Here is a 25,254-nt window from a genome sequence, read left to right as displayed (position 1 = left end):
GAACGTGGCAACCTTTCTTTACAAGGTGGGGCGATGGTCGTACGCCAACCGGTTCAAGACCATCGCGATCTGGATCCTGGTCCTCATCGCCTTCGGCATCGGCGCCAATCTCCTCGCCAAGCCGACGTCGGAGTCGTTCTCCATCCCGGGTATCCCGTCGGAGCGCGCACAGAACCTGATGGTCGAGCGGTTCCCGGACAAACCCAAGTTCGGCGAGGGCGTCGACGTCACGTATGTGGTTGCCGCGCCGCAGGGTTCGACCCTCACTGAGGCGCGGTACCAGGAAGCCATCAATCAGATGGTGACCTCGCTGCGCGGTATGGAGCAGGTGAAGAACCCGGATTCGGTGCAGAGTCCGTTCGTGACGTTCGGCACCGCGCAAGATCCTGGCAAGGCACGCACCATGATCGAGGGGTTCGAGCAGCAGGTGTTCGGAAAGTCCGCCGAGCAGGCCGCCGCCGACGCGCAGGCGACCTCACCGATCACCGCCGACGCGACGGCCGCACAGTTCGGCGCATCCTTCGCCGTCGACACCGCCGACGACCTCACCCCGGCGACCAAGGACGCGATCGAGAAGGTCGCCGACGACGCCCGCAAGAGCGGACTCACCGTCGAGATGTCGGGTTCGGCGATCGAATCGCACGAGCTCGGCATGACGTCCGAACTCATCGGAATCGCGGTTGGCGCAATCATTCTCATCCTCACCTTCGCGTCGCTGGTCGCGTGGGGCATGCCCATCGTGACCGCGATCGTCGGCGTCGCCATCGGCATGCTCGGGGTTTCGGTCGGTACGTATTTCTTCGACCTCAGCAAAGAGACCCCGATGCTGGCCACGATGATCGGGCTCGCCGTCGGAATCGACTACGCGCTGTTCATCGTGTCCCGCTACCGTCACGAAATGCATCGCACCGTGGACCGAGCCGACGCAGCCGGTCGAGCGGTGGGCACCGCCGGCTCGGCCGTCGTCTTCGCCGGCAGCACGGTGGTGATCGCACTGGCGGCACTCGCCATCGTCAACATCCCGTTCCTGACCGCCATGGGTATCGCGGCGGCCGGAACCGTGGTCGTCGCCGTGCTGGTCGCGCTGACGTTGCTCCCGGCCATCCTCGGACTGTTCGGCTCCAAAGCCTTTGCGGGACAACTACCGTTCCTCAACGCCCCCGATGTGGGGCCGCACGACCCTGCGCGCGTACACAACGGTCAGCGATGGGTGCGTCGCGTCGTCGACCATCCGCGCCTGGTCACCGGCGGGATCGTCGTCGTCATGCTGCTCCTGGCCATCCCGATGGCCGGACTGAAACTCGCGTTGCCCAACAACGGCACCGCCGACCCGTCCACCACGCAGCGTCAGGCCTACGACCTGGTGTCGGAGAAGTTCGGCCCCGGATACAACGGACCGCTCGTGGTGGTCGCCGACGGCCGCAACATCGAGGACCAGACCGAGCGCGTGCGCACGTTCAACAGCCTCGTCGAGGACCTCAAGAAGGTCGACGGAGTCTCGAACGTCTGGATCGGCGCCGACGGTCTCAACCAGTCCCGCGACACCGCGGTCATCAGCGTCCTACCGACCCACGCATCCGACGATGAGGCGACCCACGACCTGGTCGGGACGCTACGTTCCATGGAATCGACCGTCCAGCGCACCACCGGGATCAGCTACGGCGTCACCGGGCAGACCGCGATCGAACTCGACGTGTCCGACCGACTGTCCGAGTCCTTGGTGCCCTACCTCCTCGTCGTCGTCGGACTCGCGTTCATCCTGTTGATCATCGTGTTCCGCTCGATCCTGGTACCGCTCACCGCTGCGCTCGGATTCTTGCTCAGTGTCGCCGCCACCTTCGGCGTCACGGTGGCGCTGTTCACCGACGGCGCGCTGGGGATCATCAACAACCCGCAGCCCGTGGTGTCGTTTCTGCCCATCATCATGATCGGCATCGTGTTCGGCCTGGCCATGGACTACCAGGTGTTCCTGGTGACACGTATGCGCGAGGCCTATGTCCATGGCGCCGATGCGAAACAGGCCGTAATCGTCGGCTATCGGCATGGCGCGCGTGTGGTCGGTGCCGCCGCGGCGATCATGATCTCGGTCTTCGCCGCGTTCATGCTCCAGGACATGGCGTTCATCAAGGTGATGGGCTTCGCGCTTGCCGCCGCGGTTTTCTTCGACGCGTTCGTCGTGCGGATGACGCTGATGCCGGCCGTGCTGACGCTGCTCGGCGACAAGGCCTGGTGGCTGCCGCGCTGGCTGGACCGGATTCTGCCCAACGTCGACGTCGAGGGCGAGGCACTCGGCATCGCGGAATCCCCTGCGACCGACGCGAGAACAGACTCGGGCGACGCGGTCGTGTCGACCAAGGCCTGAGACGCTACTCGACGGGAAACTCCCCCAGCGTCGACCACTCGTCGGCGTCGATCGTCGCGTTGATGATGTCGGGTGTGCGCACCAGGTATTGGGGCAGGTCGGCCTGCGCCTTGCGGAAGTGGTCGGAGGTCACGTGTGCCTCGGCGGCGTCGTCCTCGAAAGCTTCGACCAGGACGTAGGTGGTCGGGTCGTCGAGGCTGCGTGACCAGTCGAACCATTTGTTGCCCGGTTCGGCTCGGGTCGCGGCGGTGAACTCCGCCGACAGTTCCGGCCAGCGATCCGCGTGCTCGGGTTTGATGGGCCATTTCACGACGATGAGGATCATCCCCCGACTGTAGAACAGCCTCGGTCACCCGCTCGTCGCGATATGAGAATCCGCAACGGCCAAGATGGCTAGACTGTGAAACAGACAACATCTGTCACCACTTTGCGCACTACGTCATGCGCAAATGCGCCAATCAACACGGAGGCACCATGCGGGAAATCACCAAGTTCTACATCGACGGTCAGTGGGTCGAGCCGGCGGAGCTCAACATCATCGACGTCATCAACCCCGCGACCGAGAAGGCGGCCGGACACGTCGCGCTCGGCAGTGCCGCCGACGTCGACGCGGCGGTCGACGCCGCACGACGTGCCTTTGTCACGTGGGGCCAGTCCACCGTCGACGAGCGTGTGGACGTGCTGAACGCGATCATCGCCGAATACCAGAACCGGATGGGTGACCTCGCCGCAGCCGTGACCGAGGAGATGGGATCGCCGACCGGTCTGACCAACGCTGCCCAGGTGCCGATCGGGCTCGGCCACCTGATGACCGCGGCTGCTGCGCTCCCCGAGTTCGCGTTCAGCGCCGAACGCGGTGCGCACCGCATCGTCAAGGAGCCGGTCGGGGTGTGCGGGTTCATCACCCCGTGGAACTGGCCGCTCAACCAGGTGATGTGCAAGGTCGCACCGGCGTTGGCCACGGGCTGCACCATGGTGCTCAAGCCCTCGGAGGTGGCGCCGTTCAGTGCCGCGATCGTCGCCGAGATCTTCGACGCCGCAGGCGTTCCCGCCGGTGTCTTCAACCTGGTGAACGGCGACGGCCCCGGCGTGGGCACCGCGCTGGCCAGTCACCCGGGCATCGACATGATCTCGTTCACCGGGTCCACCCGGGCCGGCATCGAGGTCGCCAAGAGCGCCGCACCGTCGGTCAAGCGGGTGGCGCAGGAACTCGGCGGCAAGAGCCCCAACATCATCCTCGACGACGACAAGTTCGCCGAGAACGTTGCCGGCGGCATCGCCACCATGTTCCTGAACTCCGGCCAGTCGTGTAATGCGCCGAGCCGCATGCTCGTTCCGTCGGCCCGCGTCGCCGAGGTCACCGAGATCGCCAAGGCGGCCGCACCCAACTTCACCGTCGGCGACCCCACCGGCGGCGTGATGCTCGGCCCAGTGGTCTCCGAAGCCCAGTTCGACAAGATCCAGGGTCTGATCGAGCGCGCCATCGCCGACGGCGCCGAGCCCGCCATCGGTGGTCCCGGCCGTCCCGAGGGCCTGCCGACCGGTTACTACGTGCAGCCGACGGTGTTCACCAACGTCACCAACGACATGGAGATCGCCCGCACCGAGGTGTTCGGTCCGGTTCTGGTGGTCATCGGCTACGACTCGATCGACGAAGCGCTCAAGATCGCCAACGACACCGAGTACGGACTCGCCGGCTACGTGTCCGGTGCCGACGTCGACGAGGTGCGTCGTATCGGTTCGCAGATCCGCGCCGGATCGATCTCACTCAACGGCGCCCAGGTCGACCCGGTCGCCCCGTTCGGCGGCTACAAGAAGAGCGGAAACGGCCGTGAGTGGGGCGACTACGCCTTCGACGAGTTCCTCGAAGTGAAGTCGTTGCTGGGCTACAGCGCCTGATCGCCCTCCCCCGATTGCAGCGCCCCGGTCATCCGACCGGGGCGCTGTAACGTCCGTATACCCATCGAACGACATTCCAGTCATCCCGGCACGCTTCTCGGTGCTGCGTATGACAGGAGTTCCATGTCGTCCCATCTCGACAACACCGATGACTTCATTTCCGTCGACGACGCCCCGGCCGACGCCGCGTCGGAAGGTTCGGGATCCACCAGCCGACGACCCCGCCTGACTCCGCGCCAGCGACTGATCAGTGGGGTGTCGGCGGTCGCAATCGTCACCATGGCGCTCTTCGCGGCCAGCGGCCTGTTTGCCGCGAGCAATCCGGCCCGCGCGCTCTCGGGGCATCCCGAGGTTCTTCGGCCCGGATGCACGTGGGACAAGTCCGGCAACTACGTGCAGAACTGCAAGGTCTGGTCGAAGTCGCAGAACAAGTACGTCATCGTGCAGATCCGCGCCTCCAACGGCAGCAACCAGGGCATCTACCTGCTCGACGGCATGCGTGCCAACGAGCAGCGCTCGGCGTGGACGACCGACGTCCAGGCGGCCAAGGTCTACGACCGCAGCACCGACACCACCCTGGTCATGCCGGTCGGCGGCGCGTCGTCGTTCTACACCGACTGGGATGCCGGTGCGGGCAACGAGAACAAGACCATCAAGCAGGAAACCTTCCTCACCGACGAACTGCCTGCCTACCTGCAGGAGAACTTCGGGGTCAGCCCCAACAACAATGCGATCGTGGGACTTTCGATGTCTGGCGGTCCGGCCGTCACGCTGGCCGAGAAGCACCCCGAACAGTTCAAGGTCGTCCAGGCGATGTCCGGCTACTACCAGACCGACAACCCGATCGGTTACGCCGGCGTCCTCGCCTCCCAGACCATGGTGTCCAACTACACCAACGGCATCCTCAACATGTGGGGCACACCCGGTAGCCAGCGGTGGGCGGAGAACGATCCGTCCAAGAACATCGGCAAGCTCAAGGAGAACGGTCAGGTCCTGATCATCTCGTCAGGCAACGGCTTCCTGACCAACAGTGAGATGCGGAAACTCTCGCAGCAGGACCAGATCAGCGCGATCGCCCTGGAGATCCTGTCCGCGGTGTCCACGGTGCTCTTCCAGATGCAGGCCTCGCAGAGCGGCGCGTCGGTGATCTCGCTGCCCAACTATGGTGGTCACACGTGGGAGAACTGGGGTCGGGCGCTCGCCGACGGCAAACCGCACGTTCTCGAGGCGCTGCGCAACAACCCGCCGGTCACCGCCAAGACCCAGTTGGTGTCGGCGCAGGGCACCCCCGAGCCGGAAGGCACTGCCCAGGCGACGGTCGCGGCAAAGCGGGCGGCGGCGACGCCACCGGTTCTCGATCCCGCCATCCTCGCGGCCGCTGAATCGGAGACCACCGACGCCGCCACGACCGAGGACTCGCCGGAGAGCACCACCGACGATCCGGGAGCGGCAACCCCCGGCGCGCGGACCCCGGACGGTGTCGTGACACCGAACGAGGTCGCCGGCACCGAGGTCCCGACCCCGGTCGAGACCAGCACGCAACCCCCGGCGACCGCCGAGACCACGCAGACGCCGGAGGCCGTGGAGACGCAACCGGAAGCCGTCGACCCGACGCCCGAGCCGCTCGACACGCCGTCGGCGACCGAGGCGCCGACCACCACCGAGACGACGCCGCCTCCGCCGCCGCTGAACTGACGCCTACCTCTGCCACCCCTACATCAGAGCCGCTGCCTGAGGTGCTCGAGGCGCCAGCCGAGAGCCTCGAAGGCCTGGTGAGATGACATTGTCGTCTCACCAGGACCCTTCGAGGCTCGCTTCGCTCGCACCTCAGGGAGCGGAGGGGGGCTCGCTTGCGCTCCTCGCACCTCAGGGAGCGGAGGGGGGGGGCTCGCTTGCGCTCCTCGCACGTCAGGGAGCGGTGGGCGCCTCAGCGGCGGGGAGGAAACGCCGAATCACGGAGCGGTGTCGGCGGGTGGGGATGCGATCGGCGCTCGCGCCTCGAGCCACTCGACCACGTCGCCGATCACGATGTCCTGCTCCGGCTCGTTGAAGATCTCGTGGTAGAGGCCGTCGTAGATGACGAGTTTCTTGTCGGCCGATCCCGCCAGACGGTCGACCATCTCGCTGCCGGCCGGCGCGGTCAGCGCATCGGCACTGCCGTGCAACACCAATAGTGGAAGATGAAGCGACGGTAGACGATCCGGGAAGGTCTGCATCGTCGACAGCAGGGCGCCGGCGAGACCTGCCGGGATACGGCCACGAGGAACCAGCGGATCCGCATCGTAGGCGGCAACCACCGCGGGGTCCTTCGAGATGCTCGCCGAGTCGAGCGCGGTGGTCGGCATCCACGGCGCGACGCGCCCCAGTATCTTTGCCACCTTGATCGCCGCGGGCGCCAGGTCGTCGCCGGGAACCACGGCAGCACCGGAGAGCACGAGCCCGTCGAGTTTGTCCTGGTGGTCGAGGGCGTAGTCGAGCGCGATGGCGCCACCCATGCTGTGCCCGAGGAGGAAAGTGGGCGCGTCGGGCGTCGTCACCTGGTCGATCACCGTGTCCAGATCGTCGGTGAAGTCGGCGAACCCGCGCACCCGCAGGCGCTTGCCGCCCGACCGGCCGTGCCCGACATGGTCGGGCACGGCGACCACGAAACCGGCCGCGACGAGTCGGTCGACGACGTGCGTATATCGGGCACCATGCTCGGCCAGGCCGTGCGCAATGACCAACGTGCCACGCGCATCACCGTCCGGCCGGTACAGGTCGTACTGGATCAGCTCGCCGTGACCACCCGTGAATGTCCTTGTCTCCATGTCGATCACCCTAGCCCGAGGCGCGAGATCACCGAGCGTCCGGCCGATTCGATCGCGCCGAGCGGCCGAGCGGCGATCTCCCCGATCTCGACGATCGCCTCCACACGGGCAACGATGCTCTCGAGCCGCGCAACCACATCCGCCATCCGATCGACGGTGGCGTCGACCTGATCGAGGGTCCCCGACATCCGGGTCAACGTGGCGTCGAGTTTCTCGATGGTGGAGTTCATCCCCGTCATCGTGTCGCCGATGCCGTCGATGGTCTCGCCCATGTCGTCGATGATCGTGGTGAGCTGTTCGACGGTGACGTCCGCATTCAGCGCCGCCTGCGCAAGCTTGCGGATGCGCTGGCGTTCCGGCTGGCGGGTCGTCGAATCCTGTGTACCTCTATCGGCCATGATTGGACACTATCCATCAACGATGGGACACGAGACCGAGTCGACGAACTACGTGGCACGCGACACCAGGTGAATGAGGAGATCCATGACGCGCAAGGTCGTCCGAGCGGCGGACCGCCATCACTGGCGCAACGAGTGGCTCGAGTCGTGGCAGTCGTTCCCGGCGACCGGGAACTTCGACCTCGTGGGCAATGCGCACGGGGTTCTGATGGTCCACAACGACGACCGCGTCGACGCCGGCGAGGGATTGGACGTTCACCACCATCGCGACACCGAGATCGTCACGTGGGTGCTCGACGGCACACTGCACCACCGCGATTCAACGGGCAACGAAGGCGATCTGACGCCCGGAGTGGTGCAGCGGATGACGGCGGGTCGCGGGATCAGTCACGCCGAGGGCAATCCGGCGTCGAGGTCGGAAGATGCGCCGTTACGGGTCGTCCAGATGTGGGTCGCCCCGGAACGCGCCGGCCTCGAACCCGGTTACGCCGAAAAGGATTTCAGCGCCGACCTGGCATCCGGAGACCTCGTGACGGTGGTGTCCGGCCTCGCCACCGACGCGTCCGGTCCTGCCCTATCGATCGCCAATCCCTTTGTGGTACTTCATGTTGCCCGTCTTCATGCGGGCACGTCGTGTGTGCTACCCGCGGCCGAGTACGGTCACCTCTACGTTGCGCGCGGTGCCGTGGAGCTGCCCGACGGCGCTACCCTCGACGAGGGCGACGCGGTGCGCACCACCGACGAAGGCCCACTCACGGTCGGCACCGATGCCGGTGCGGAGATCCTGTTCTGGGAGATGCACGCCGCCTTCGACCGCTGAGCGCGCCTCCCGTCAGCCCAACTGCGGGGCGACCTTGGCCGCCACCAGTTCGAGATGGTCGAGGTCGTCGAGATCGAGAGTCTGCAGGTAGACCCGGTCGACGCCCAGCTCCCGATACCGTTCGATGGTCGCGACGACCTCGTCGGGAGTGCCGGCGGCACCGTTCTCGCGGAGCTCATCGGGGGCGCGTCCAATGGCATCGGCACGGCGCCCGAACTCCGCGTCGTCGGCTCCGCAGCACAGCACGAGCGCAGCGGAGAATCGGATAGTCTCCGGCCGTCGCCCCGACTTCGCGCAGGCGGCGCGCACCCGGCCGATCTGCGCGTTCGCCTCGTCGACCGGCGCGAAGACCACATTGAACTCGTCGGCGAAGCGAGCGGCCAGGGCGGGAGTTCGGCGTTTGCCGCTGCCGCCGACGATGATCGGGGGCCGCGGCCGCTGCACCGGTTTGGGCAGTGCAGGCGAGTTCGTCAGCCGGTAGTGCGCGCCCTCGTAATCGAAGGTGCGTCCCTCGGGGGTTTCCCACAGTCCGGTGACTATCTCGAAGCTCTCCTCGAGACGGTCGAAGCGGTCCCCCATCGATGGGAAGGGAATGCCGTAGGCAGCATGCTCCCGCTCGAACCAGCCTGCACCCAAACCCAATTCGACTCTGCCCTCGCTCATCTGGTCGACCTGCGCGACCTCGATCGCCAACTGGCCGGGATGACGGAACGTGGCCGAGGAGACCAGGGTGCCGAGCCGGATTCGCGACGTCTCACGGGCCAGTCCGGCCAACGTCAGCCACGCATCGGTCGGTCCCGGCAGCCCGTCGGAGCCCATGGCCAGGTAGTGGTCGGAACGGAAGAAGGCGTCGAAGCCGAGTTCCTCGGTCGCGCGTGCCACGCGAAGAAGATCGTCGTAGGTCGCGCCTTGCTGGGGTTCGGTGAAGATGCGGAGGTCCACGACTTCAACCTACGCTCGTCGGCAGTGGTGGTGGCCTACAACGACTGTTCGTCGGGCGTGGACAGCGTCAGGACCGCTTCGACGATGACCTCGTCTTGCTCGAGCTCAGCCTCGAGGCTGCGCAGCGCGACGGCCAGTTCGTGCTCGGCCATGTCGCCGACGATGTCGACGGCAGCAACCAGATAGAACTGCATCGGACCCACGTATTCGGCATGCAAGTAGGTGATGCGATCGATGGCGGCGTGCTCGCGCAGGCGCCGCAACATGTCGTCGCGCACCGACGGCAACGCCACCTGCCCCACCAGGAACTCGCTGTTTCGCCTGATCAAGAACACCGCAATGTAGGCCAGGAGGCATCCGACGAGGATGGAACCCAACGCATCCCAGACCGCAGATCCGGTGATCTCGTGCAAGGCCATGCCGAGAGCGGCGATCGCCAGGCCGACGAGGGCGGCCGCATCTTCGGCGAACACCGCGCGCAACGTCGTGTCGGAGGTCCGGTTGAGAAACCGCAACGGCGACATCGAGAAGCGGTTGCCGCCAGCCTTCGCCTGGCGGACCGACTGCGCAAACGAAACCCCCTCCAGCACAGCAGAAATCGCCAGCACGATATAGCCGACGAGGTAATCGGTGTCGGGCTCTGGATCGGCGAGCGACGTGATGCCGTGCATGATCGAGACCACCGCGCCGACGGTGAACAAACCGAACGCCGCGAACATCGCCCAGATGTAGGTCTCTCGACCGTGCCCGAAGGGATGCTTACGGTCGCGCCCGCGGGCGCCTCGTCGCTCGGCGATGAGCAGGAAGATCTCGTTACCCGCGTCCGCCCACGAATGTGCGGCCTCGGCCACCATCGACGCCGAGCCCGTGAGCACTGCGGCAATCGATTTGGCAACGGCGACGAGGATGTTCATCGCGAAGGCGATGACGACGGTGACCATCAGATCGCCGTCCGCGATTCGCGCTTCTGCTGCTCATCCGTCACACATCCGATCCTCTCATGAGCGGGCCCTTCGAGGCTCGTCGCTGCGCTCCTCGCACCTCAGGGAGCGGAGGGGACCCAAGGGAGCGGTGGGTGGCACAGGGAGCGGAGGGACACCCAGGCCGAGCGCACTGGTCAGGAGAACAAGCCCTTCAGATACGCGGCCTGTCCGATGTGCTGTGCGTCGTCGTCGATGACGCTCACCAACCGGACGCCCAGGGTCACCGGCGGCTCCCAGTTGGTGTCGACAACCCGATCGAGATCGGAATCCGACAGGCCCGCAAGATAATCCGCGGATGCGCGGTGGGTGGCGTCGTAATAGCCGGTGAGCAATGACGGGTCGTCGACCACCACGCGTGCGACGTCGGCCGCCGACTGGCCGTAACCGGTCTCGCCGACGGGGAACGGCAACGCGAACCTGTCGGCCCAACCGTCGGCCACCCAGACCTCGTCGGTGCCGGCGACATCGGCGACCTGTGCGTCTTGGACTCGCGTGAGGTGCCAGACCAGCCAGGCGATCGTGTTGGCATCGTCGCCGGGCGCGCGATTGAGCACATCGACGGCGATGTCGTCGACGACGGCGTGCACGTTCTCGGCGACTCGGCTCAGTGAATCAAGGAGTATGTCCGCGGAGCGCATACGTCGAGGCTAGCCGGATTCCCACCAGCACGGACTCGGATCGGCCTCACGCGGGCGGACGATTTACGCTCGCGCTGCGTACAACGATGGCCGCCGCCGACATCGGTCTGCATCATCGTCCGAGTGCCTGCACCGATATCACCACGCCCGATCCGTCTCAACGCCTTCGACATGAATTGCGTTGCGCACCAGTCACCCGGACTGTGGCGTCACCCGGCCGATCGGTCCTGGGAGTACAACACCATCGACTACTGGGTGAACCTGGCCCAGCTCCTCGAGGGCGGCGGATTCGACGGCCTGTTCATCGCCGACGTGCTCGGGACGTACGACGCGTACGCGGGCACCGACGAGGCTGCCATCCGCCAGGGTGCGCAGATCCCGGTCAACGATCCACTCCTGCTGGTCTCGGCGATGGCGCATGCCACCGAGCACCTCGGATTCGGCATCACCACCGGAACCGGCTTCGAGCACCCGTACCCGTTCGCGCGTCGACTCTCGACCCTCGACCACCTCACCAGGGGCCGGATCGGCTGGAACGTCGTCACCGGATATCTGCCCGCCGCGGCACGCAACATGGGCGCCGACGACCAGCCCGAACACGACAGCCGCTACGACCAGGCCGACGAGTACCTCACTGTGCTGTACAAGCTGTGGGAAGGCTCCTGGGAGCGCGACGCCGTCCGGCGCGACCGAGCGAACGGCATCTTCGCCGACCCGGACAAGGTCCACCACATCGGCCATCGCGGAACACATTTCACGGTTCCCGGCATTCACCTCGCCGAGCCGTCACCGCAGGGCTCCCCGGTCATCTACCAGGCCGGCGCATCGCCACGCGGCCGACGCTTTGCTGCCGAGAACGCCGAGGCCATATTCGTGGCGGCCCCCACCAAGGCGATTCTGCGCGACACCGTGGCCAAAGTGCGCGAAGAACTCGTGCGCGCGGGACGCGACCCGTACGACGCCCGCATCTACACACTGCTGACGATCATCACCGACTCGACCCCGGAAGCCGCGCGCGTGAAGGCGCAGGAGTACCAGTCGTATGCGAGCGAGGAGGGTTCGCTGGTGTTCATGTCCGGCTGGATGGGAATCGATCTGTCCACCTACGACATCGACGAACCGATCGGCAACGTCCACAGCAACGCCATCCAGTCTGCCGTCGCCGCATTCAGCCAGGCCACCGACAGCGGCGAGGAATGGCGGGTCCGCGACATCGCGGCCTGGGGTGGCATCGGCGGGATGGGTCCGGTCCTGATCGGCTCGGGCGACGAAGTGGCGCAAGCACTGCAGGATTGGGTCGACGAGACCGACGTCGACGGGTTCAACGTCGCCTACGCGGTCACGCCGGGCTCGTTCGAGGACATCGTCACCCACGTGGTACCCGCACTGGAGCGACGCGGCGTGTACGACCGCGCGTACGTTCCAGGAACCCTGCGGCACAAGCTGTTCGGGCGCGGTGATCTGCTCCCCGACAACCATCGCGGCTCAACCTTCCGGCCGGGTGGTACGGGTTCGACGATCGACGACTCGGCACGCACGGCCGCCCGTCTCGTGACCGGGGGCGTCCGATGATCGAGGCGGTCGAGCTCACCAAGGTGTTCGGCGTCGGGTCGACGAATCCGAGCACCGTGCTCGACCGGGTCGACTTCCGGGTCGAACAGGGCGAGATCTTTGCGGTCGTCGGACCGTCCGGTGCAGGCAAGAGCACCCTCGCCCGTTGTTTGAACCTGCTCGAACGGCCGACCTCGGGGCAGGTCATCGTCAACGGCGAAGATCTGTCGTCGCTGGGGTCGACGCAGTTGCGCGACGCCCGGCGTCGTATCGGCACAGTGTTTCAGTCGGCCAGCCTGCTCTCGCGACGCACCGCGGCCGACAACGTCGCACTGCCACTCGAATACCTCGGGGCCACCAAGGTTTCCACCAAGCAACGCGTTGCCGAACTGCTCGATCGCGTCGGGCTCGCCGACAAGGCCGGACTCTATCCCCATCAGTTGTCCGGCGGTCAGCGCCAACGAGTCGGCATCGCCCGCGCACTCGCGCTGAAACCATCGGTCCTCCTGTCCGACGAGGCGACCTCTGGTCTGGATCCGGCTGCCACCGACACCTTCCTCCGGCTGCTCACCGAGGTCCGCGACGACCTCGGTCTCGCGGTAGTGTTCATCACCCACGAGATGGACACCATCGTCCGCGTCGCCGACACGGTGGGGCGTCTCGATGGTGGCAGTCTCGTCGAGCGCGGTCGCGTCGCCGACCTCGTTCTCGATCCCGAATCTCCACTCGGACAATCACTTCGACCACGTGGACCGAGCGCCGACACGGCGTCGGGACAGTCGGCGATCTCGGTGATCTACAACTCTGCCACCGTGCCCGCCGACTGGCTCACCCGAATAGGCGGAAACCTCGGCATTCCGATCGCCGTACTCGGTGCGTCGGTTCAGACCGTCGACGGTGTGTCCTTCGGCGACCTGACCGTGTCGGTTCCCATCGGTCACGCCGCATCGTTCGTCGGATCCGCCCAGGAACTCGGCATCACCGCGCGCGTGCTCGATCGGCATCAGGTGGAGGTCGCTGCGTGACGCGCCTCGATCTCGCCGCAATCACGGTCCCGGTCAACGAGATTCCCGATCTACTGATCCCCGCGTTCGTCGACACCGTCCTGATGGTCAGCATCGTGATGATCGTCGTGCTCGTGGTCGGGGTTCCACTCGGAGCTCTCATCCACAACCTCGCCCCCGGCGGGCTTTTCGAGAATCGTGGACTGCACACACCGCTGTCGTGGGTGATCAGCATCGGACGGTCGCTGCCGTTCCTCGTGCTGATGACCGCGATCATCCCGTTCACACGATTCGTCACCGGTACCAACATCGGGATCGCCGCGGCCGTCGTTCCGATGTCGATCGCGGGGATCGCGTTCTTCACCAGGATCGTGGAGAACTCGCTGCGGGCGGTGCCGTCGTCGGTGGTCGACGTCGCCAAGGCATCCGGCGGGTCCAACACCCAGATCATCTGGACCGCACAGATTCCCGAAGCCCTGCCCAACATCATCGGCGGCCTGACGATCAACACGATCGCGATGATCGAGTACTCCACCATCGCCGGCACGATTGGCGCCGGCGGTCTCGGCTATGTCGCCGTCACCTACGGCTACCAACGATTCGACCACGCCGTCATGGTCGCCACGATCATCGTCCTGGTCATCACCGTCGCACTCATCCAGATCGTCGGCGACGCGCTGGTGCGCAGCCTCACGCCGGAGAAGTCCCGCCGCGTCAATCGCTGAGCGGCAATCGATTCAACCCCCCTCCCTCGAAAGGCACCCCCATGTCCAGTTCAACCGACTCCGGGATAGAAACCCCTACGCCCGCACCGCCCGGCGGGTCGGATATCGAGATCGCCAAGCGTCGTCGCTGGCCGCTGATCACCGCGTTGGTGGTGGTCGCGGTGGTCGTTCTCGGTGTCATCGGGTGGCGATTCTTTGGCCCAGAAGAGACGTCCGCCAACGAAACTGCCGGCGCCACACTGATTGTGGTCACCGCCGAGGGCAACGCCGCCGAAGAGGCGCTCGTCAACTACATTGCCACCAACGTCGCGCCGAAGTACGGCATCAAGGTGGCGTTCAAGGGGCTGTCGGACTCCACCACGCTCAACCGAGCCGTCAGCGACGGGGAGGTCGCCGGCACCATCTATCAGCACAAGCTGTGGCTGGGTCAGGTGCTGGCCGCCAACCCCGACTTCGGGTTGGAGGCAGCCACTCCGGTGTTCCGTTGGGGCTTCGGCATCTGGTCGGACCGTTACCGCAGTCCGGCCGATCTGCCGCAGGGCGCGACCGTGTCGCTCTACTCCGACCCGGCCAACGAGGCGCAGGGTCTGTGGCTGCTCGAGCGGGCCGGTTTGATCACACTGAAGCCGGGCATCAACAAGTGGCAGGCCACGCAGGACGACATCGCGAACAATCCGCGCGGCCTGCAGTTCAAACTGCTCGATTTCGCGGCACAGTCGCGGTCACTCGCCGACCTCGACGCGGCCGTCGGATACACCGAGTACTACCTGGCGGCAGACATCGACATCAACAAGCAGATCTTCGCGCCGCCCGCCCCGGACGAGTTTGCCGGTCAGCTCACCATCGGCACCAAGTGGAAGGACACCGAGAACATCAAGAAGCTCGTCGCGGCGTTCAAAGATCCTGCCGTCCAGGACTTCCTGCGCACCGATCCCTCGGTCAAGAACATTCTGCTGCCGCTGTAGAAATCCCGCCCTATGGAACTCGATACCGCCATGCGCATAGGGTGTCGAAGTGAAATGGTCGAGATCGAGTAGCAACTCGGACAACGACGGCGCAGTTGCACCCGCGACAGCCGCGAAGCCCGGTACCGCCTCGAGCGGTACCGGGCATTCGCATATCGGACATTCGCACGGCCACGGTCACCTCTCCGACATCTCGCATGTCTTGTCGCCGTACGCCAAGTGGCTGGTGATCGGGGCGCTGGGCGTCATCGGGCTGGCCGTCGTGATCGGCACGGTCGTGCTGTGGCCCTCGGATTCAGCACATCCGATTCCTCCGCAGTTCCGGGCGGCCGACGGCGGATCCATCCATACAGTCGACGGCGAGGTCGTCGATCACATCCGTGCGGATTGTCTGAATTCGGTGGCCGGCACGGTCCTCGACACCGCCGATGTTCCGGTGAACCCGGTCGAGAACGGCCCGTGCATCCTGCACACCGTCCGGCTCGATTCCGGCTCCGACAAGGGGAAGTACACCGTCCTGGAGGTGCCGACGAACCGTGCACAGACCGGTTCGGGACCCGACTCGGTGGCGGTCGCTCCCGGTGCGCTCGATGATCCGCAAGCCGGTCAGCCGACGCTGCACGACGGCGACGACATCCGGCTGTCCACGGTCCCCGGACCCGACGGCGGTGACCGCTACACCTTCTTCGACTTCCAACGCGGACGTGCGACGCTGATCTGGGCGCTGCTGTTCGTCGCCGCGATCGTGCTGGTCGCCGCGTGGCGTGGGTTCCGGTCGGTGTTAGGGCTCGCGTTCGCGTTCCTCGTGCTCGGAGTGTTCACGTTGCCTGCGATCCTCGCCGGGTCTTCGCCGGTCGCGGTGGCGGTCGTGTCGTCGGCGGCGATCCTGTTCGTCGTGCTCTACCTCGCGCACGGCGTGAGTCTGCGCACATCTTCGGCGCTGCTCGGCACGCTGACGTCGCTGGTCCTGGCCGGGGTGCTGAGCTGGCTGGCAATCAGGACGATGAACCTGACCGGCCTCTCGGGAGACCAGACCACCAACCTGCAGGTCTATCAGGGCGGCATCTCGATCAGTGGTCTGTTGCTCGCCGGCTTCATCATCGGCACTCTCGGTGTGCTCAACGACGTCACCATCACCCAGGCGTCGGCGGCGTTCGAGTTGGCGGCCGCCGGCGAGCCGACACGGCTGGCCACCTTCCGCGCGGCGATGCGCGTCGGGCGCGATCACATCGCCAGCACCGTCTACACCCTGGTCTTCGCGTACGCGGGCAGCGCGCTCCCACTCCTGCTGTTGTTCTCGGTGGCACAGCAGCCGCTCGGGTCTCTGCTGACCACCGACGTCGTCGCCGTCGAACTCGCACGGTCGTTCGTCGGCGGTATCGCGATTGCCTTGTCGGTGCCGCTCACCACGGCGATCGCAGCCGCACTCGTCCGTCCGATGGGGTCGGCTGCCCAGTCTCCGACGCCGGCACCGTCGCGGCCTACGGCGAAGCCGCGAGCGACCCCGACGTCAGCACCGCGACCGACGCCACCACCGGCACCCCGCCCCACCGGACGCCATTCACTGCCGGAGTGAGCTGTCGATGAAAAGAGTCCACTTCCCGCCAGCTGGGGTACGAGCGGCCCCTCCCGCCGGCTTAGCCGCGACAGCCCCCATTAGCCCTGGTGCGACGACATTGCCGTCTTACCAACCGACGCTCCCGACCCGTTGGAAAGATGTACCTGCCAACCCCACCAAGTGCACTGTGTACTTGGCCGGCCTCACAGGTACAGATTTCCAACGGCCAGCGGGTTGTCCCGAACTCTTCAGGTCAGCACCGACCCGCAGGTAGTTCGGCAAGGTACTTGCCCAACCACGCGCCCATCCGGTTGAGCATCTTGGCGCCGTCACTGAACTTGCCGCTCTTGGGTACGGCGGCCAACGAAACGGCGAACTGCCCCCGGGTGGTCGAGATGATGCCGAGTTGACGCACCAGGTAGCCGGGCGACTTGGAGGTGGCAGGCCCCCAGCCACCCTTGACCGCGCTCACTGCACCGGCCGATCGGCCCACCTTCGCGACCCCCCACTGCTGATTCGGTGCGACCGAGCTCATCAACCGGATGATCTGCTCGCTGCCCGCCATGCAGGGCAGGTGGGCGCCGAACCGCGCCTGGTCGACCAGGGCCCACTGGGTGTAGCCGGGGTACGACGGCGGGGCGTCGGCCTCCGACGAGACGCGGGTACGCAGATCATGGCCTTCCCGAAGGATGCCGGTGACGGCCTTCACGGAGGCAACTCCACCGCCGAGCGATCCCCACAGTTTCCCGGCGGCGTCGTTGTCGGAGAAGGTGATCGCCTTGTTCTCCATGGCAGCGACCGCGGTTCCGTTCTGCCGCTGCGCCGCCAGCGACACCGGCACCTTCAACGTCGACCACGCGCGACCGGTCTTCAACGGCCCCAACGAGATTGCCTTGTCGCTACCGACCGGGACGACCGCGATTCCGATCTGTCCCGGCATCGTCTTTCGCATCGACTTCTGCAGGCCGCCAAAGCCCTTCGACAGCTTCTTCTCGACGGGCACGGGCGGGGCGAGGAGTCGCGCAAGCGGCTCCGGCAGAGGCAGACCGGCGATGCCCGGCGCCGCGAAGGCCGAGCCCGCGCCGGCCATCAGACATGAGGCGACGACGGTGGTCGTGATGAACAGACGTTTCACTCTAATCACATGAGCCCCTTTAGCCACAGCAGACACATGAGAGTAGTGGCTATCCAGGGTTTCGCCACCCGGCGAGACCCAATCGGGACCTCATCGCGACACCGCGCAGACCGGCACGGCAGCCCGAACCCCGGCGGTCAGGCCACGCGCGTAGTCCTCGAGACGGCTCCTCGGGACTGCGATGGACCCGCCGGCACCCGCTGTGCCGAATTCGTTGTAGACCCACGGTGTGTCGTCGGCGATCAGGGCTATCACCGGGATGTTGCCCGACCACAACGGTGCGCGTCCACCGAAGTCGTTGTCCGTCACCGCAACCGGGTGGCCTTCTATCGCGGTTCGGCGGGCCGCGATCAGCCGCGCGTATCGCTGGGACCGCACGGCGGTGGCGCGGTTGGTGAACACCACCCGCAGATGCTCACCGTCGGCGCCGGTTCCCTCGCGATAGAGCCCGACGCGTTGCGGGAACACCGCATTGACGCCCGGACTGGTGTGGATACTCACGGCGATGTCGGCACCGGCCGCCTGCGCTCGCTCGACCCGCTGCCGGTAGGTGACGTTCTCGCGGACCGAGCGCTTGAGCAGGACCACGCGATATCCGACGCCGCTCAGCGCGGCACGCACCCGCTGCGCCACCAGGAACACATCCCGATCCTCGGCTCCGTTCGGGTAGTCGACCTGCCGGACGCCGGTCACCGGATCGAAGCCGTCGACCGTGACCGGATTGTGGCCCGGGTCGAGCGCGACGACGGTACGGTCGCAGGGCGCGGCGGACGGCGTCGAGGATGCGCTCGCGGAAGCATACGCCGAGGTGGCACGGTACGGCGGGCTCGTCGGACCGGGTGGGTCGGTCGTGCTGCACGCCCCGATCACCACCACCAAACCGGCGACCGCCACCGCTCGAATCAGCCTGCGCATCGGCCCCGCGGTAGCCGCGCCACATTGCGGTTCAGCCAGTTACCGATCGAGTTCAGCGCAGCGATTCCGTCCCCCATCGACGACCCGACCGCGCTCATCGCGACCGCCGTCTGTGTGCCGTCGCGGTGGGTGATCAGACCGATCTGACGCACGAGGTACCCGCCGCTCTCCCCCGGCCCCCATCCGCCTTTGACAGCGGTGGACGTCGGCGTGCGCATGATCTCGACACCCCACTGCTGGTTGCCCGCAACCTGACCCATCAGCGAGACCACATGTTCGGTCCCGGGCATGCATGGCAGGTGCGCGGTGAACGTGGCCGCTGCCGGTAAGGGCCACACGGTCTGGCCGAAGATCGTGAACCCGGCGCGACGCTGCTCCGAGGGCACCACAGTCGTGGTGTCGCCACCCTCCCGCAGAACACCGGTGACGGCGCGGGCGGCTTCGGTCGACGAACCCAGGGATGCCCACAGCGCTTCGGCCGACGCGTTGTCCGAGTTGACGATCGCCGCGGTCTCGGCCGCGCTCTGGCCGTTCTCGCGCTCTGCCGCGACGGCCAGCGGCACCTTGATGGTCGACCAGGCAACGCGCGAGTGTTTGTCACCGAGTGTGAGCGCTGTGACGGCCTTTCCGCCGACCGGGGCGATGGCGATCCCGACCGTGTTACCCGTCTGCCCGGCGACCCGTGCGAAACCGGCTGCCAGCGCGCGGTAGTTGCCGGCTCGGGACACGGTCGGCGGCGCTGCCGACGACGACTTGCCGTACCCGCCGGGGTACGCCTTGCCCGTCGAGGTGACCGTCACGGTGACCGGTGCCTGGTCAGCGGAGTCCGACGATGTGGCGCAGCCGGCCACCAGCGCGGTGGCAGCAAACAGCGCGACGACGGGTGCGAAACGGGTGTGCCTGAGAATCGCCATCAGTAGATGTGCACCACCGCATTGTTGCCACCCCGGCAGACGACGATGCCCGATTCCGGCACACAGGACATCGAATACGTCAGCCCCGTCGTCGGGCTGGACGCAATGACCACTCTCCCGGTCCCCTTTGGGCCCGACGCAAGGTACGCGTCTCGCACGTTGAACGCGAACCCACACGTAGTCGGCGTTCCCGCTTCGATACCGACCGTCGCGTCGCAGGGAGCCGACCCCGGTGGTGGCGCTGCCGGTCCCGTCGTCGTGGGCGCAGTGGTCGTCTCCTGCGTCTCCGGCGCCGACACTGTCTGGGTGACCGTGGACCGCTCGGCGTCCGCGTTCTTCGACGACGAATCGTTGCCCTGGGTCGCCAGCCAATACCCACCGAGCGCCAGCAGGCCGATGAGGACGGCGGCGATCACGCCGATCAACACGGGAATGGCGGTCGAGCGTTGCTCCGACGGCGGGTAGCCGGCCGGATAGACCTGCGGCGGAGGGTAATTCGGTGGTGGAGCCGAGTACTGCTGGGGACCCGAATAGTATTGCGGCTCTGAGTACTGCTGGGGGCCTGAATACTGCTGTGGTCCCGAATGTTGCTGGGGTCCCGAGAACTGTGGGGGACCACCGAGATTCCGGGTTCCGTCAGGCCCCTGCGGGCCGGTGCTCGACACCTGGGTGGGCGGGTAATCGGCCGGCTTCGCCAGGTTGACCGGCGCGCCGATCACCGTCTTGGGGGCGCGGCGGATGATGTTGGTCTCACTCTCGCCGTTCGGAGTCACAGTGGCCTCGACGTCGCCACCGGTCAACGCGGCACGCGCCGCGGCCGCCAGCTCTTTGGCCGTCGGATACCGTCGGTCCGGGTCGGGGTCGAGACCTCGGCTGATGACCGCGTCGAACGCCTGCGGGACGGCGCCGTTGACCGCGCTGGGCGACGGTGGTGGCGACAGGACGGCAGCTTTGATGGCGGCACTGACCGTGTTGGCGGGATGCGGCACCCGACCCGTGAGGCATTCGAACAGCACGCACGTCAGTCCGTAGATGTCGCTGGATGCGCTGACCGAACTCGCGTCGAAGAGCTCCGGGGCCATGTAGGCGATCGATCCGATCGCCGTGCCGGCCTGCGTGAGATGCGTGTCCTCGGCGGCGTGGGCGATGCCGAAATCGACCAGGTAGGCGAAGTCGTTCTCCGCGATCAGGATGTTCTCGGGTTTGATGTCGCGGTGGACGAGTCCGTGCCGGTGCGCGGCGTCGAGCGCCGCAGCGACCTGTTCGATGATCTGGACCGAGCGCTCCGGCGACAGCTCCCCTTCACGACGTAGCAGGGCGCGAAGATCCTCGCCCTCCACCAGGCGCATGTCGATGAACAGGACCCCGTCGATCTCGCCCCAGTCGTGGATCGGGATGACGTGGGGCTCACCGAGCTTTGCCGCGGCATGCGATTCGCGCCGGAACCGCTCCTGATAGACGCCGTCATGCGCCAGACCGGATTTCAGCAGCTTGAGCGCGACGACCCGGTCCTTGGACGTGTCGTAGGCGCGATACACCTCACCCATGCCGCCACGGCCGAGCAGTTCATCGAGCCGATACGGCCCGAACTGGGTGTCCACCCGACTCTCTGCCATATCGAGAAGCATAAGCGCCGGCACCGACACCGTCTGTCCCTCGACCGATTGGCTTCGGCCCCGTCCTACGCTTGGATGACCAGGCCTCAGATGACGCCGTGCAGCGGTGGTTTCTCGTCGCGCAGCACGTATCGGCCGATGTGCTGGTATTTCCACCGCACCGGGTCATGCAGGGTGTGAGTACGGGCGTCACGCCAGAACCGATTCAGGTTGAGGTCCGCACCCGCACTGCGTGTACCACTCACCTCGAACAGAGCCGACGTCACGCTGTTCGCAACCCGGTCGGCAACCACCTTCGCGGCCGCGACGGCGATCGACGCCTCCGCCACCGGATCCGCGTCGGGTTCGATGTCGTCGGGATCCCCGAATCCTGTTGCGCGGTCGACGCTCCGGCCGGCTGCGGCGAGCGTCGCCTCGGCACTCGCAACGTCGACGCCGAGTTCGCCGAACCGCTGCACCAGGAGCGGATCATCGACGGCGCGTTCGACTCCTGCCTCGAACCACGGACGCGACGTGCTGCGAACGAATTCGGCCGCCGCGTCGAGCGCACCGCGGGCGATTCCGGTGTCGATTGCGACGTGCAGCAACTGCGCGAAGGCGCCATAGCCCGTCGCCCCCGACACCGCGGGAGCCCGGGCCACGAGATCGTCGGCGCCGACGTGAACACCGCGCAGCCGCACCGTGCCGGAGCCGGTGGTGCGCTGCCCCATGCCATTCCAGTCGTCGACGAGTTCCACCCCGTCCGCGTCCGCCGGAATGAACGCCACGTATTCGCCCGGCGCATGATCGTCGGTCTCAACCTCGAGACGGGCCAGCACGGCGAGGGTGTCGGCGAACAGCGATCCGGTTGCGTAGAACTTGTCCCCGTCGAGTGAGAACCCTCCGCCGGTGGGCGTCAGGCGCGTCGAGATGTCGGCGATGGTCCTGCCGCCACGTTCGGACTGCGCGTTGGCCACCCGGCCGCCGTCGAGCACCGTGCCGAAGATCCGCTTCTGCAGATCGTCGGACGCACCAAGACGGAGCAGATTCAGATACACGAAGTGACTGTGCGGGATCTGCGCGATGCTCGGGTCGGCGGCCGCGATGATCGCGGTCAGCTCTGCCACGACGCTGGGTGGGAGGTCGGCGCCACCGAAGCGATGCGGCACTGTCACCGCGAGCAGGCCCGTCGATGACAGTTGCTCGATCTCCTCGAAAGGCAACCGGCGCTGCGCATCCCGTTGCGCGGCACCTGCCGAGAACTCGGTTGCCAGCTCCCGCGCGATCGCCACGGCCTCGCGTGCCGTGGCGATCCGGGCTGCCGAACTCACCCGGGTCACGCGACCCCCGCGGGCTCCTGCGCTGCCTCCAGTTCGCGGACCAGCGGAAGCACCCGCTCACCGAAGTACTCGATCTCCTCCTGGAAGTGCAGGAATCCACCCAGGATCAGGTCTACGCCGAGACGCTTGTAGGCGACGATCCGCTCGGCCACCTGCTCTGGCGTACCGATCAACTGGGTGCGGAAACCGTCGTTGTACTGGACGAGATCCTCGAAGGTCGAGTCCGCCCACATTCCCGTCTTGTTTCCGGTCGAGTTGCCGGCCTGCTGCACGGCATCGCGGAAGCCCTCCACCGCAGGACGATTCGCCTTCTCGACGATCTCCCGCAGGGTGTCCCGAGCCTCGGCTTCGGTGTCGCGGGCGATGATGAAGCCGTTGAGTCCGAACTTCACCTCGCGACTGTGCGCCCGAGCGACCGCACGCAGGTCGTCGAGTTGCTCGGTGACGCCGTCGAAATCTTTGCCGTTGGAGAAGTACCAGTCGGAGAAACGTCCACCGTTGCTACGGGCCGCCGTCGAGTTACCACCCTGGAAAAGTTCAGGATTGGGCCGTTCGGGGGTGTTGAGCGGCTTGGGCTTGAGCGTGAAGTCGTGGATGCGGTAGAAGTCGCCGCGGAAGTCGACGTTGTCCTCGGTCCAGATCTTGCGGATCACCTCGAGGAATTCCGCACTGCGACGGTAACGTTCGTCGTGTTCGAGCCACGGCTCACCGAGGTGGGTGAATTCGTCTTTGAACCAGCCCGACACCACGTTGATGGCAAACCGGCCATTCGACAGGTGGTCTGCGGTGGCGCCGAGCTTGGCCAGTACCGCCGGATGCCAGAGACCCGGGTGCACGGCGGCAATCACCTTCAGTCGCTGCGTCGCCAACAGCAAGGCAAGACTGAAACTCGTTGATTCGTGCTGGAATTCCGCACCGTAGCTCGCCTCGTAGCGCACCTGCGACAGTGCGTACTCGAAGCCGTTGTTCTCCGCGGTCTGCGCGAGCTTCACGTTGTAGTCATAGTCCCAGCTGGTGCGCTGTTCGATGGTGCTGGTGACCAGGCCGCCACTGACGTTGGGTACCCAGTAGGCGAACTTGATCTCGTCGGCGATCGATTCGGTGGACATGATTTACCTCTCGGTTGGCGCTGGTTCAGAAGAGCTTGGGGCAGAACAGCTGTGATCAGGAAGAAGCGGCTTGCAGGGTCGGCAGGAATGCGCCGCGAACGGCCTCGCGGCCACGATCGTCGGACTCGATGAGCCCCAGACGGGCAAGAGCAGGACGCACACCTTCACCGAAGTGGTAGGCCTCTTCGAGATGCGGATATCCGGACAGCACAAAGTGTTCGAGTCCGAGATTTGCATACTCCGCGATGAGATCGGCGACCTCCGCGTACGACCCGACGAGCGCAGTACCCGCACCTCCACGGACCAAGCCGACACCCGACCACACGCCGGGATGAATCTGGAGCGACCGCGGATCGCGGGATCCGTCGAAATTCGATCCCCGACCGTGCAATTCGGACATACGACGCTGACCCTCGGACTCCGACTGCGCGAGATTGCGCTGCGCATTGGCGACGGTTTCCGGGTCGAGCGCGGTGAGCAACCGCTCCGCCTCGGCCCACGCCTGCTCAGTGGTCTCCCGTGCGATCACATGGAACCGGATGCCATGCCGGACGCGTCGTTCCTGTGCCGCGGCGAGGCCGTCGATCCAGGAGATCTTGTCGGCCACTGCATCTGGCCGCTCACCCCAGGTCAGGTAGACGTCGGCGAACTTGGCCGCCACATCGCCTGCCGCAGGCGACGACCCACCGAAGAACACCTCCGGCGCCGGATCGGGTTGCCGGCCGAGCTGAGCGTTCTCGACCCGCAGGTATTTCCCGACGACGTCGACCGGCTCGGGTGACGTCCACAGCTTGCGGACGATGTCGAGGAACTCGCCGCACCGCTCGTAACGCGCGTTCTTGGTGAGGAAGTCGCCGAACGCCCGCTGCTCACTCGCCTCACCACCGGTCACGACGTTCACCAGCAGGCGACCCTCCGACTGCCACTGGAACGTCGCTGCCATCTGCGCGGCCAGCGTCGGACTGAGCAGTCCCGGCCGGAAGGCCACCAGGAACTTGAGTGTCTCGGTCGCGTCGATCAAGGCCGCCGTCGTGAGCCACGCGTCCTCACACCACAATCCGGCCGGGGTGAGCACGGCCTCGAAGCCGTTGATCTCGGCCGCTCCCGCCAACTGCTTGAGATAGCGGAGATCCGCCCGCCGGTCTCCCGACATCTGACTGCCGTGACCACCGGCGATCAGATTGCGCGAGTCTCCGTACGTGGGCAGGAACCAGTGGAATTGCAGTGACACCAGGTGCCTTTCATGTGGTCGGGGCGCAGGCGATCGCCAACCCCCGCGGATGTGGTCCGACGAGTAGTGTCGGACCACATCATTGCGCTGCCCACCCTTGAAATCGCCCTGGTTGCAACATCGACCCACCCGCCGACGTCGTCGGCGATCGTGGAGGCGGGAAGAGTGAGGCCGTCCGGAACGGTCTCCGTGAGGAGCCACCGAGGGCACATTTCCCTCGGATGCACGCCAGGAAGACCGTTTCAGACGAGGCCGATCGTCCCGGCGATCCGACCCGGCAGACGAACCATCGATCCACCGGAGCGTCTCGAAGAAGGTAGGGGAAGAAACTCTTCCCCTAACCTTGGTGTCCTCCCCGCAAAC

General features: G+C 66.3%; 22 protein-coding genes. 9 read left to right on the top strand and 13 right to left on the bottom strand.

Annotation, left to right across the window (positions count from 1 at the left end; translation table 11 throughout):
* Positions 1-4 precede the first annotated feature (4 nt).
* Positions 5-2,362: an MMPL family transporter gene (locus MKW15_RS05425; RefSeq protein ID WP_240856564.1), complete on the top strand. Its 2,358-nt coding sequence runs from the start codon at positions 5-7 to the stop codon at positions 2,360-2,362.
* Positions 2,363-2,366: 4 nt separating this feature from the next.
* Here the strand turns inward: MKW15_RS05425 and MKW15_RS05420 are convergent, their stop codons facing one another.
* Positions 2,367-2,687 carry a putative quinol monooxygenase gene (locus tag MKW15_RS05420; RefSeq protein WP_240856563.1) on the bottom strand — a complete coding sequence of 107 codons (321 nt, stop codon included), beginning with the start codon at positions 2,685-2,687 and terminating at the stop codon, positions 2,367-2,369.
* A gap of 149 nt (positions 2,688-2,836) precedes the next feature.
* Here MKW15_RS05420 and MKW15_RS05415 point away from each other — a divergent pair, with 149 nt between their 5' ends.
* Together MKW15_RS05415 and MKW15_RS05410 are read left to right on the top strand one after the other, a co-directional pair.
* Positions 2,837-4,261: an aldehyde dehydrogenase family protein gene (locus MKW15_RS05415; protein WP_240856562.1), complete on the top strand. Its 1,425-nt coding sequence runs from the start codon at positions 2,837-2,839 to the stop codon at positions 4,259-4,261.
* 123 nt (positions 4,262-4,384) lie between these two features.
* Positions 4,385-5,956, top strand: coding sequence for an alpha/beta hydrolase (locus MKW15_RS05410; RefSeq protein WP_240856561.1), 1,572 nt, complete (start codon positions 4,385-4,387; stop codon positions 5,954-5,956).
* 257 nt (positions 5,957-6,213) lie between these two features.
* Here the strand turns inward: MKW15_RS05410 and MKW15_RS05405 are convergent, their stop codons facing one another.
* Positions 6,214-7,068 (bottom strand): alpha/beta hydrolase, encoded by an 855-nt coding sequence (locus tag MKW15_RS05405; RefSeq protein ID WP_240856560.1) that lies wholly within the window; start codon positions 7,066-7,068, stop codon positions 6,214-6,216.
* Positions 7,069-7,073: 5 nt separating this feature from the next.
* Positions 7,074-7,466 carry a hypothetical protein gene (locus MKW15_RS05400; RefSeq protein WP_240856559.1) on the bottom strand — a complete coding sequence of 131 codons (393 nt, stop codon included), beginning with the start codon at positions 7,464-7,466 and terminating at the stop codon, positions 7,074-7,076.
* Positions 7,467-7,551: 85 nt separating this feature from the next.
* Between MKW15_RS05400 and MKW15_RS05395 the strand changes: the two genes are divergently transcribed.
* Positions 7,552-8,286 carry a pirin family protein gene (locus tag MKW15_RS05395; protein ID WP_240856558.1) on the top strand — a complete coding sequence of 245 codons (735 nt, stop codon included), beginning with the start codon at positions 7,552-7,554 and terminating at the stop codon, positions 8,284-8,286.
* A gap of 12 nt (positions 8,287-8,298) precedes the next feature.
* On the opposite strand, the gene MKW15_RS05390 is transcribed toward MKW15_RS05395, so the two are convergent.
* The 3 genes from MKW15_RS05390 to MKW15_RS05380 all read right to left on the bottom strand — a co-directional run bounded on the left by MKW15_RS05390 (position 8,299) and on the right by MKW15_RS05380 (position 10,849).
* Positions 8,299-9,228: an LLM class F420-dependent oxidoreductase gene (locus MKW15_RS05390; RefSeq protein ID WP_240856557.1), complete on the bottom strand. Its 930-nt coding sequence runs from the start codon at positions 9,226-9,228 to the stop codon at positions 8,299-8,301.
* A 35-nt stretch (positions 9,229-9,263) separates the two neighbouring features.
* On the bottom strand, positions 9,264-10,169 hold the full coding sequence (locus tag MKW15_RS05385; RefSeq protein WP_240856556.1) for a cation diffusion facilitator family transporter: 906 nt from the start codon (positions 10,167-10,169) through the stop codon (positions 9,264-9,266).
* A 176-nt stretch (positions 10,170-10,345) separates the two neighbouring features.
* Complete coding sequence (locus MKW15_RS05380) at positions 10,346-10,849, bottom strand: mycothiol transferase (protein ID WP_240856555.1); 504 nt, start codon at positions 10,847-10,849, stop codon at positions 10,346-10,348.
* A gap of 171 nt (positions 10,850-11,020) precedes the next feature.
* On the opposite strand from MKW15_RS05380, the gene MKW15_RS05375 reads away from it, so the two are divergent.
* From MKW15_RS05375 to MKW15_RS05355, 5 genes are all read left to right on the top strand, one after another.
* Positions 11,021-12,421, top strand: a complete 1,401-nt coding sequence (locus MKW15_RS05375) for an LLM class flavin-dependent oxidoreductase (protein ID WP_240856706.1) — start codon at positions 11,021-11,023, stop codon at positions 12,419-12,421.
* Positions 12,418-13,425 (top strand): methionine ABC transporter ATP-binding protein, encoded by a 1,008-nt coding sequence (locus MKW15_RS05370; RefSeq protein WP_240856554.1) that lies wholly within the window; start codon positions 12,418-12,420, stop codon positions 13,423-13,425. Before MKW15_RS05375 ends, MKW15_RS05370 begins: the two co-directional genes overlap by 4 nt.
* A complete protein-coding gene (locus MKW15_RS05365; RefSeq protein WP_240856553.1) occupies positions 13,422-14,129 on the top strand; it encodes a methionine ABC transporter permease in 708 nt (235 codons plus the stop codon). Before MKW15_RS05370 ends, MKW15_RS05365 begins: the two co-directional genes overlap by 4 nt.
* 41 nt (positions 14,130-14,170) lie before the next feature.
* Entirely contained in the window at positions 14,171-15,094 is a 924-nt protein-coding gene (locus MKW15_RS05360; RefSeq protein WP_240856552.1) for a MetQ/NlpA family ABC transporter substrate-binding protein, read from the top strand.
* 154 nt (positions 15,095-15,248) lie between these two features.
* Complete coding sequence (locus MKW15_RS05355) at positions 15,249-16,670, top strand: YibE/F family protein (protein WP_240856705.1); 1,422 nt, start codon at positions 15,249-15,251, stop codon at positions 16,668-16,670.
* Positions 16,671-16,905: 235 nt separating this feature from the next.
* Here the strand turns inward: MKW15_RS05355 and MKW15_RS05350 are convergent, their stop codons facing one another.
* The 7 genes from MKW15_RS05350 to MKW15_RS05320 all read right to left on the bottom strand — a co-directional run bounded on the left by MKW15_RS05350 (position 16,906) and on the right by MKW15_RS05320 (position 24,891).
* Entirely contained in the window at positions 16,906-17,742 is an 837-nt protein-coding gene (locus MKW15_RS05350; protein WP_240856704.1) for a hypothetical protein, read from the bottom strand.
* A gap of 135 nt (positions 17,743-17,877) precedes the next feature.
* A complete protein-coding gene (locus tag MKW15_RS05345) occupies positions 17,878-18,702 on the bottom strand; it encodes an N-acetylmuramoyl-L-alanine amidase (protein ID WP_240856551.1) in 825 nt (274 codons plus the stop codon).
* On the bottom strand, positions 18,690-19,616 hold the full coding sequence (locus tag MKW15_RS05340) for a serine hydrolase (protein ID WP_240856550.1): 927 nt from the start codon (positions 19,614-19,616) through the stop codon (positions 18,690-18,692). Before MKW15_RS05340 ends, MKW15_RS05345 begins: the two co-directional genes overlap by 13 nt.
* Positions 19,616-21,232: a serine/threonine-protein kinase gene (locus MKW15_RS05335; RefSeq protein WP_240856549.1), complete on the bottom strand. Its 1,617-nt coding sequence runs from the start codon at positions 21,230-21,232 to the stop codon at positions 19,616-19,618. Before MKW15_RS05335 ends, MKW15_RS05340 begins: the two co-directional genes overlap by 1 nt.
* Positions 21,233-21,318: 86 nt before the next feature.
* Entirely contained in the window at positions 21,319-22,551 is a 1,233-nt protein-coding gene (locus MKW15_RS05330) for an SfnB family sulfur acquisition oxidoreductase (RefSeq protein ID WP_240856548.1), read from the bottom strand.
* On the bottom strand, positions 22,548-23,660 hold the full coding sequence (sfnG, locus tag MKW15_RS05325) for a dimethylsulfone monooxygenase SfnG (RefSeq protein ID WP_240856547.1): 1,113 nt from the start codon (positions 23,658-23,660) through the stop codon (positions 22,548-22,550). Before sfnG ends, MKW15_RS05330 begins: the two co-directional genes overlap by 4 nt.
* A 55-nt stretch (positions 23,661-23,715) precedes the next feature.
* Positions 23,716-24,891: an LLM class flavin-dependent oxidoreductase gene (locus tag MKW15_RS05320; RefSeq protein ID WP_240856546.1), complete on the bottom strand. Its 1,176-nt coding sequence runs from the start codon at positions 24,889-24,891 to the stop codon at positions 23,716-23,718.
* Between the last annotated feature and the right edge of the window lie 363 nt (positions 24,892-25,254).

It is taken from the genome of Gordonia gummivorans, assembly GCF_022513585.1.
Taxonomy (GTDB): domain Bacteria; phylum Actinomycetota; class Actinomycetes; order Mycobacteriales; family Mycobacteriaceae; genus Gordonia.
Note: the sequence above shows the minus strand (reverse complement) of the source record. Positions and strands in the feature narration are given on the sequence as shown.

Excerpts from the sequence above, each read along its gene's own strand:
- MKW15_RS05420 (WP_240856563.1), bottom strand. The coding sequence starts at position 2,687 with ATGATCCTCATCGTCGTGAAATGGCCCATCAAACCCGAGCACGCGGAT.
- MKW15_RS05415 (WP_240856562.1), top strand. The coding sequence starts at position 2,837 with ATGCGGGAAATCACCAAGTTCTACATCGACGGTCAGTGGGTCGAGCCG.
- MKW15_RS05410 (WP_240856561.1), top strand. The coding sequence starts at position 4,385 with ATGTCGTCCCATCTCGACAACACCGATGACTTCATTTCCGTCGACGAC.
- MKW15_RS05405 (WP_240856560.1), bottom strand. The coding sequence starts at position 7,068 with ATGGAGACAAGGACATTCACGGGTGGTCACGGCGAGCTGATCCAGTAC.
- MKW15_RS05400 (WP_240856559.1), bottom strand. The coding sequence starts at position 7,466 with ATGGCCGATAGAGGTACACAGGATTCGACGACCCGCCAGCCGGAACGC.
- MKW15_RS05395 (WP_240856558.1), top strand. The coding sequence starts at position 7,552 with ATGACGCGCAAGGTCGTCCGAGCGGCGGACCGCCATCACTGGCGCAAC.
- MKW15_RS05385 (WP_240856556.1), bottom strand. The coding sequence starts at position 10,169 with ATGGTCACCGTCGTCATCGCCTTCGCGATGAACATCCTCGTCGCCGTT.
- MKW15_RS05380 (WP_240856555.1), bottom strand. The coding sequence starts at position 10,849 with ATGCGCTCCGCGGACATACTCCTTGATTCACTGAGCCGAGTCGCCGAG.
- MKW15_RS05375 (WP_240856706.1), top strand. The coding sequence starts at position 11,021 with ATGAATTGCGTTGCGCACCAGTCACCCGGACTGTGGCGTCACCCGGCC.
- MKW15_RS05370 (WP_240856554.1), top strand. The coding sequence starts at position 12,418 with ATGATCGAGGCGGTCGAGCTCACCAAGGTGTTCGGCGTCGGGTCGACG.
- MKW15_RS05360 (WP_240856552.1), top strand. The coding sequence starts at position 14,171 with ATGTCCAGTTCAACCGACTCCGGGATAGAAACCCCTACGCCCGCACCG.
- MKW15_RS05350 (WP_240856704.1), bottom strand. The coding sequence starts at position 17,742 with ATGGCCGGCGCGGGCTCGGCCTTCGCGGCGCCGGGCATCGCCGGTCTG.
- MKW15_RS05345 (WP_240856551.1), bottom strand. The coding sequence starts at position 18,702 with ATGCGCAGGCTGATTCGAGCGGTGGCGGTCGCCGGTTTGGTGGTGGTG.
- MKW15_RS05340 (WP_240856550.1), bottom strand. The coding sequence starts at position 19,616 with ATGGCGATTCTCAGGCACACCCGTTTCGCACCCGTCGTCGCGCTGTTT.
- MKW15_RS05335 (WP_240856549.1), bottom strand. The coding sequence starts at position 21,232 with ATGGCAGAGAGTCGGGTGGACACCCAGTTCGGGCCGTATCGGCTCGAT.
- sfnG (WP_240856547.1), bottom strand. The coding sequence starts at position 23,660 with ATGTCCACCGAATCGATCGCCGACGAGATCAAGTTCGCCTACTGGGTA.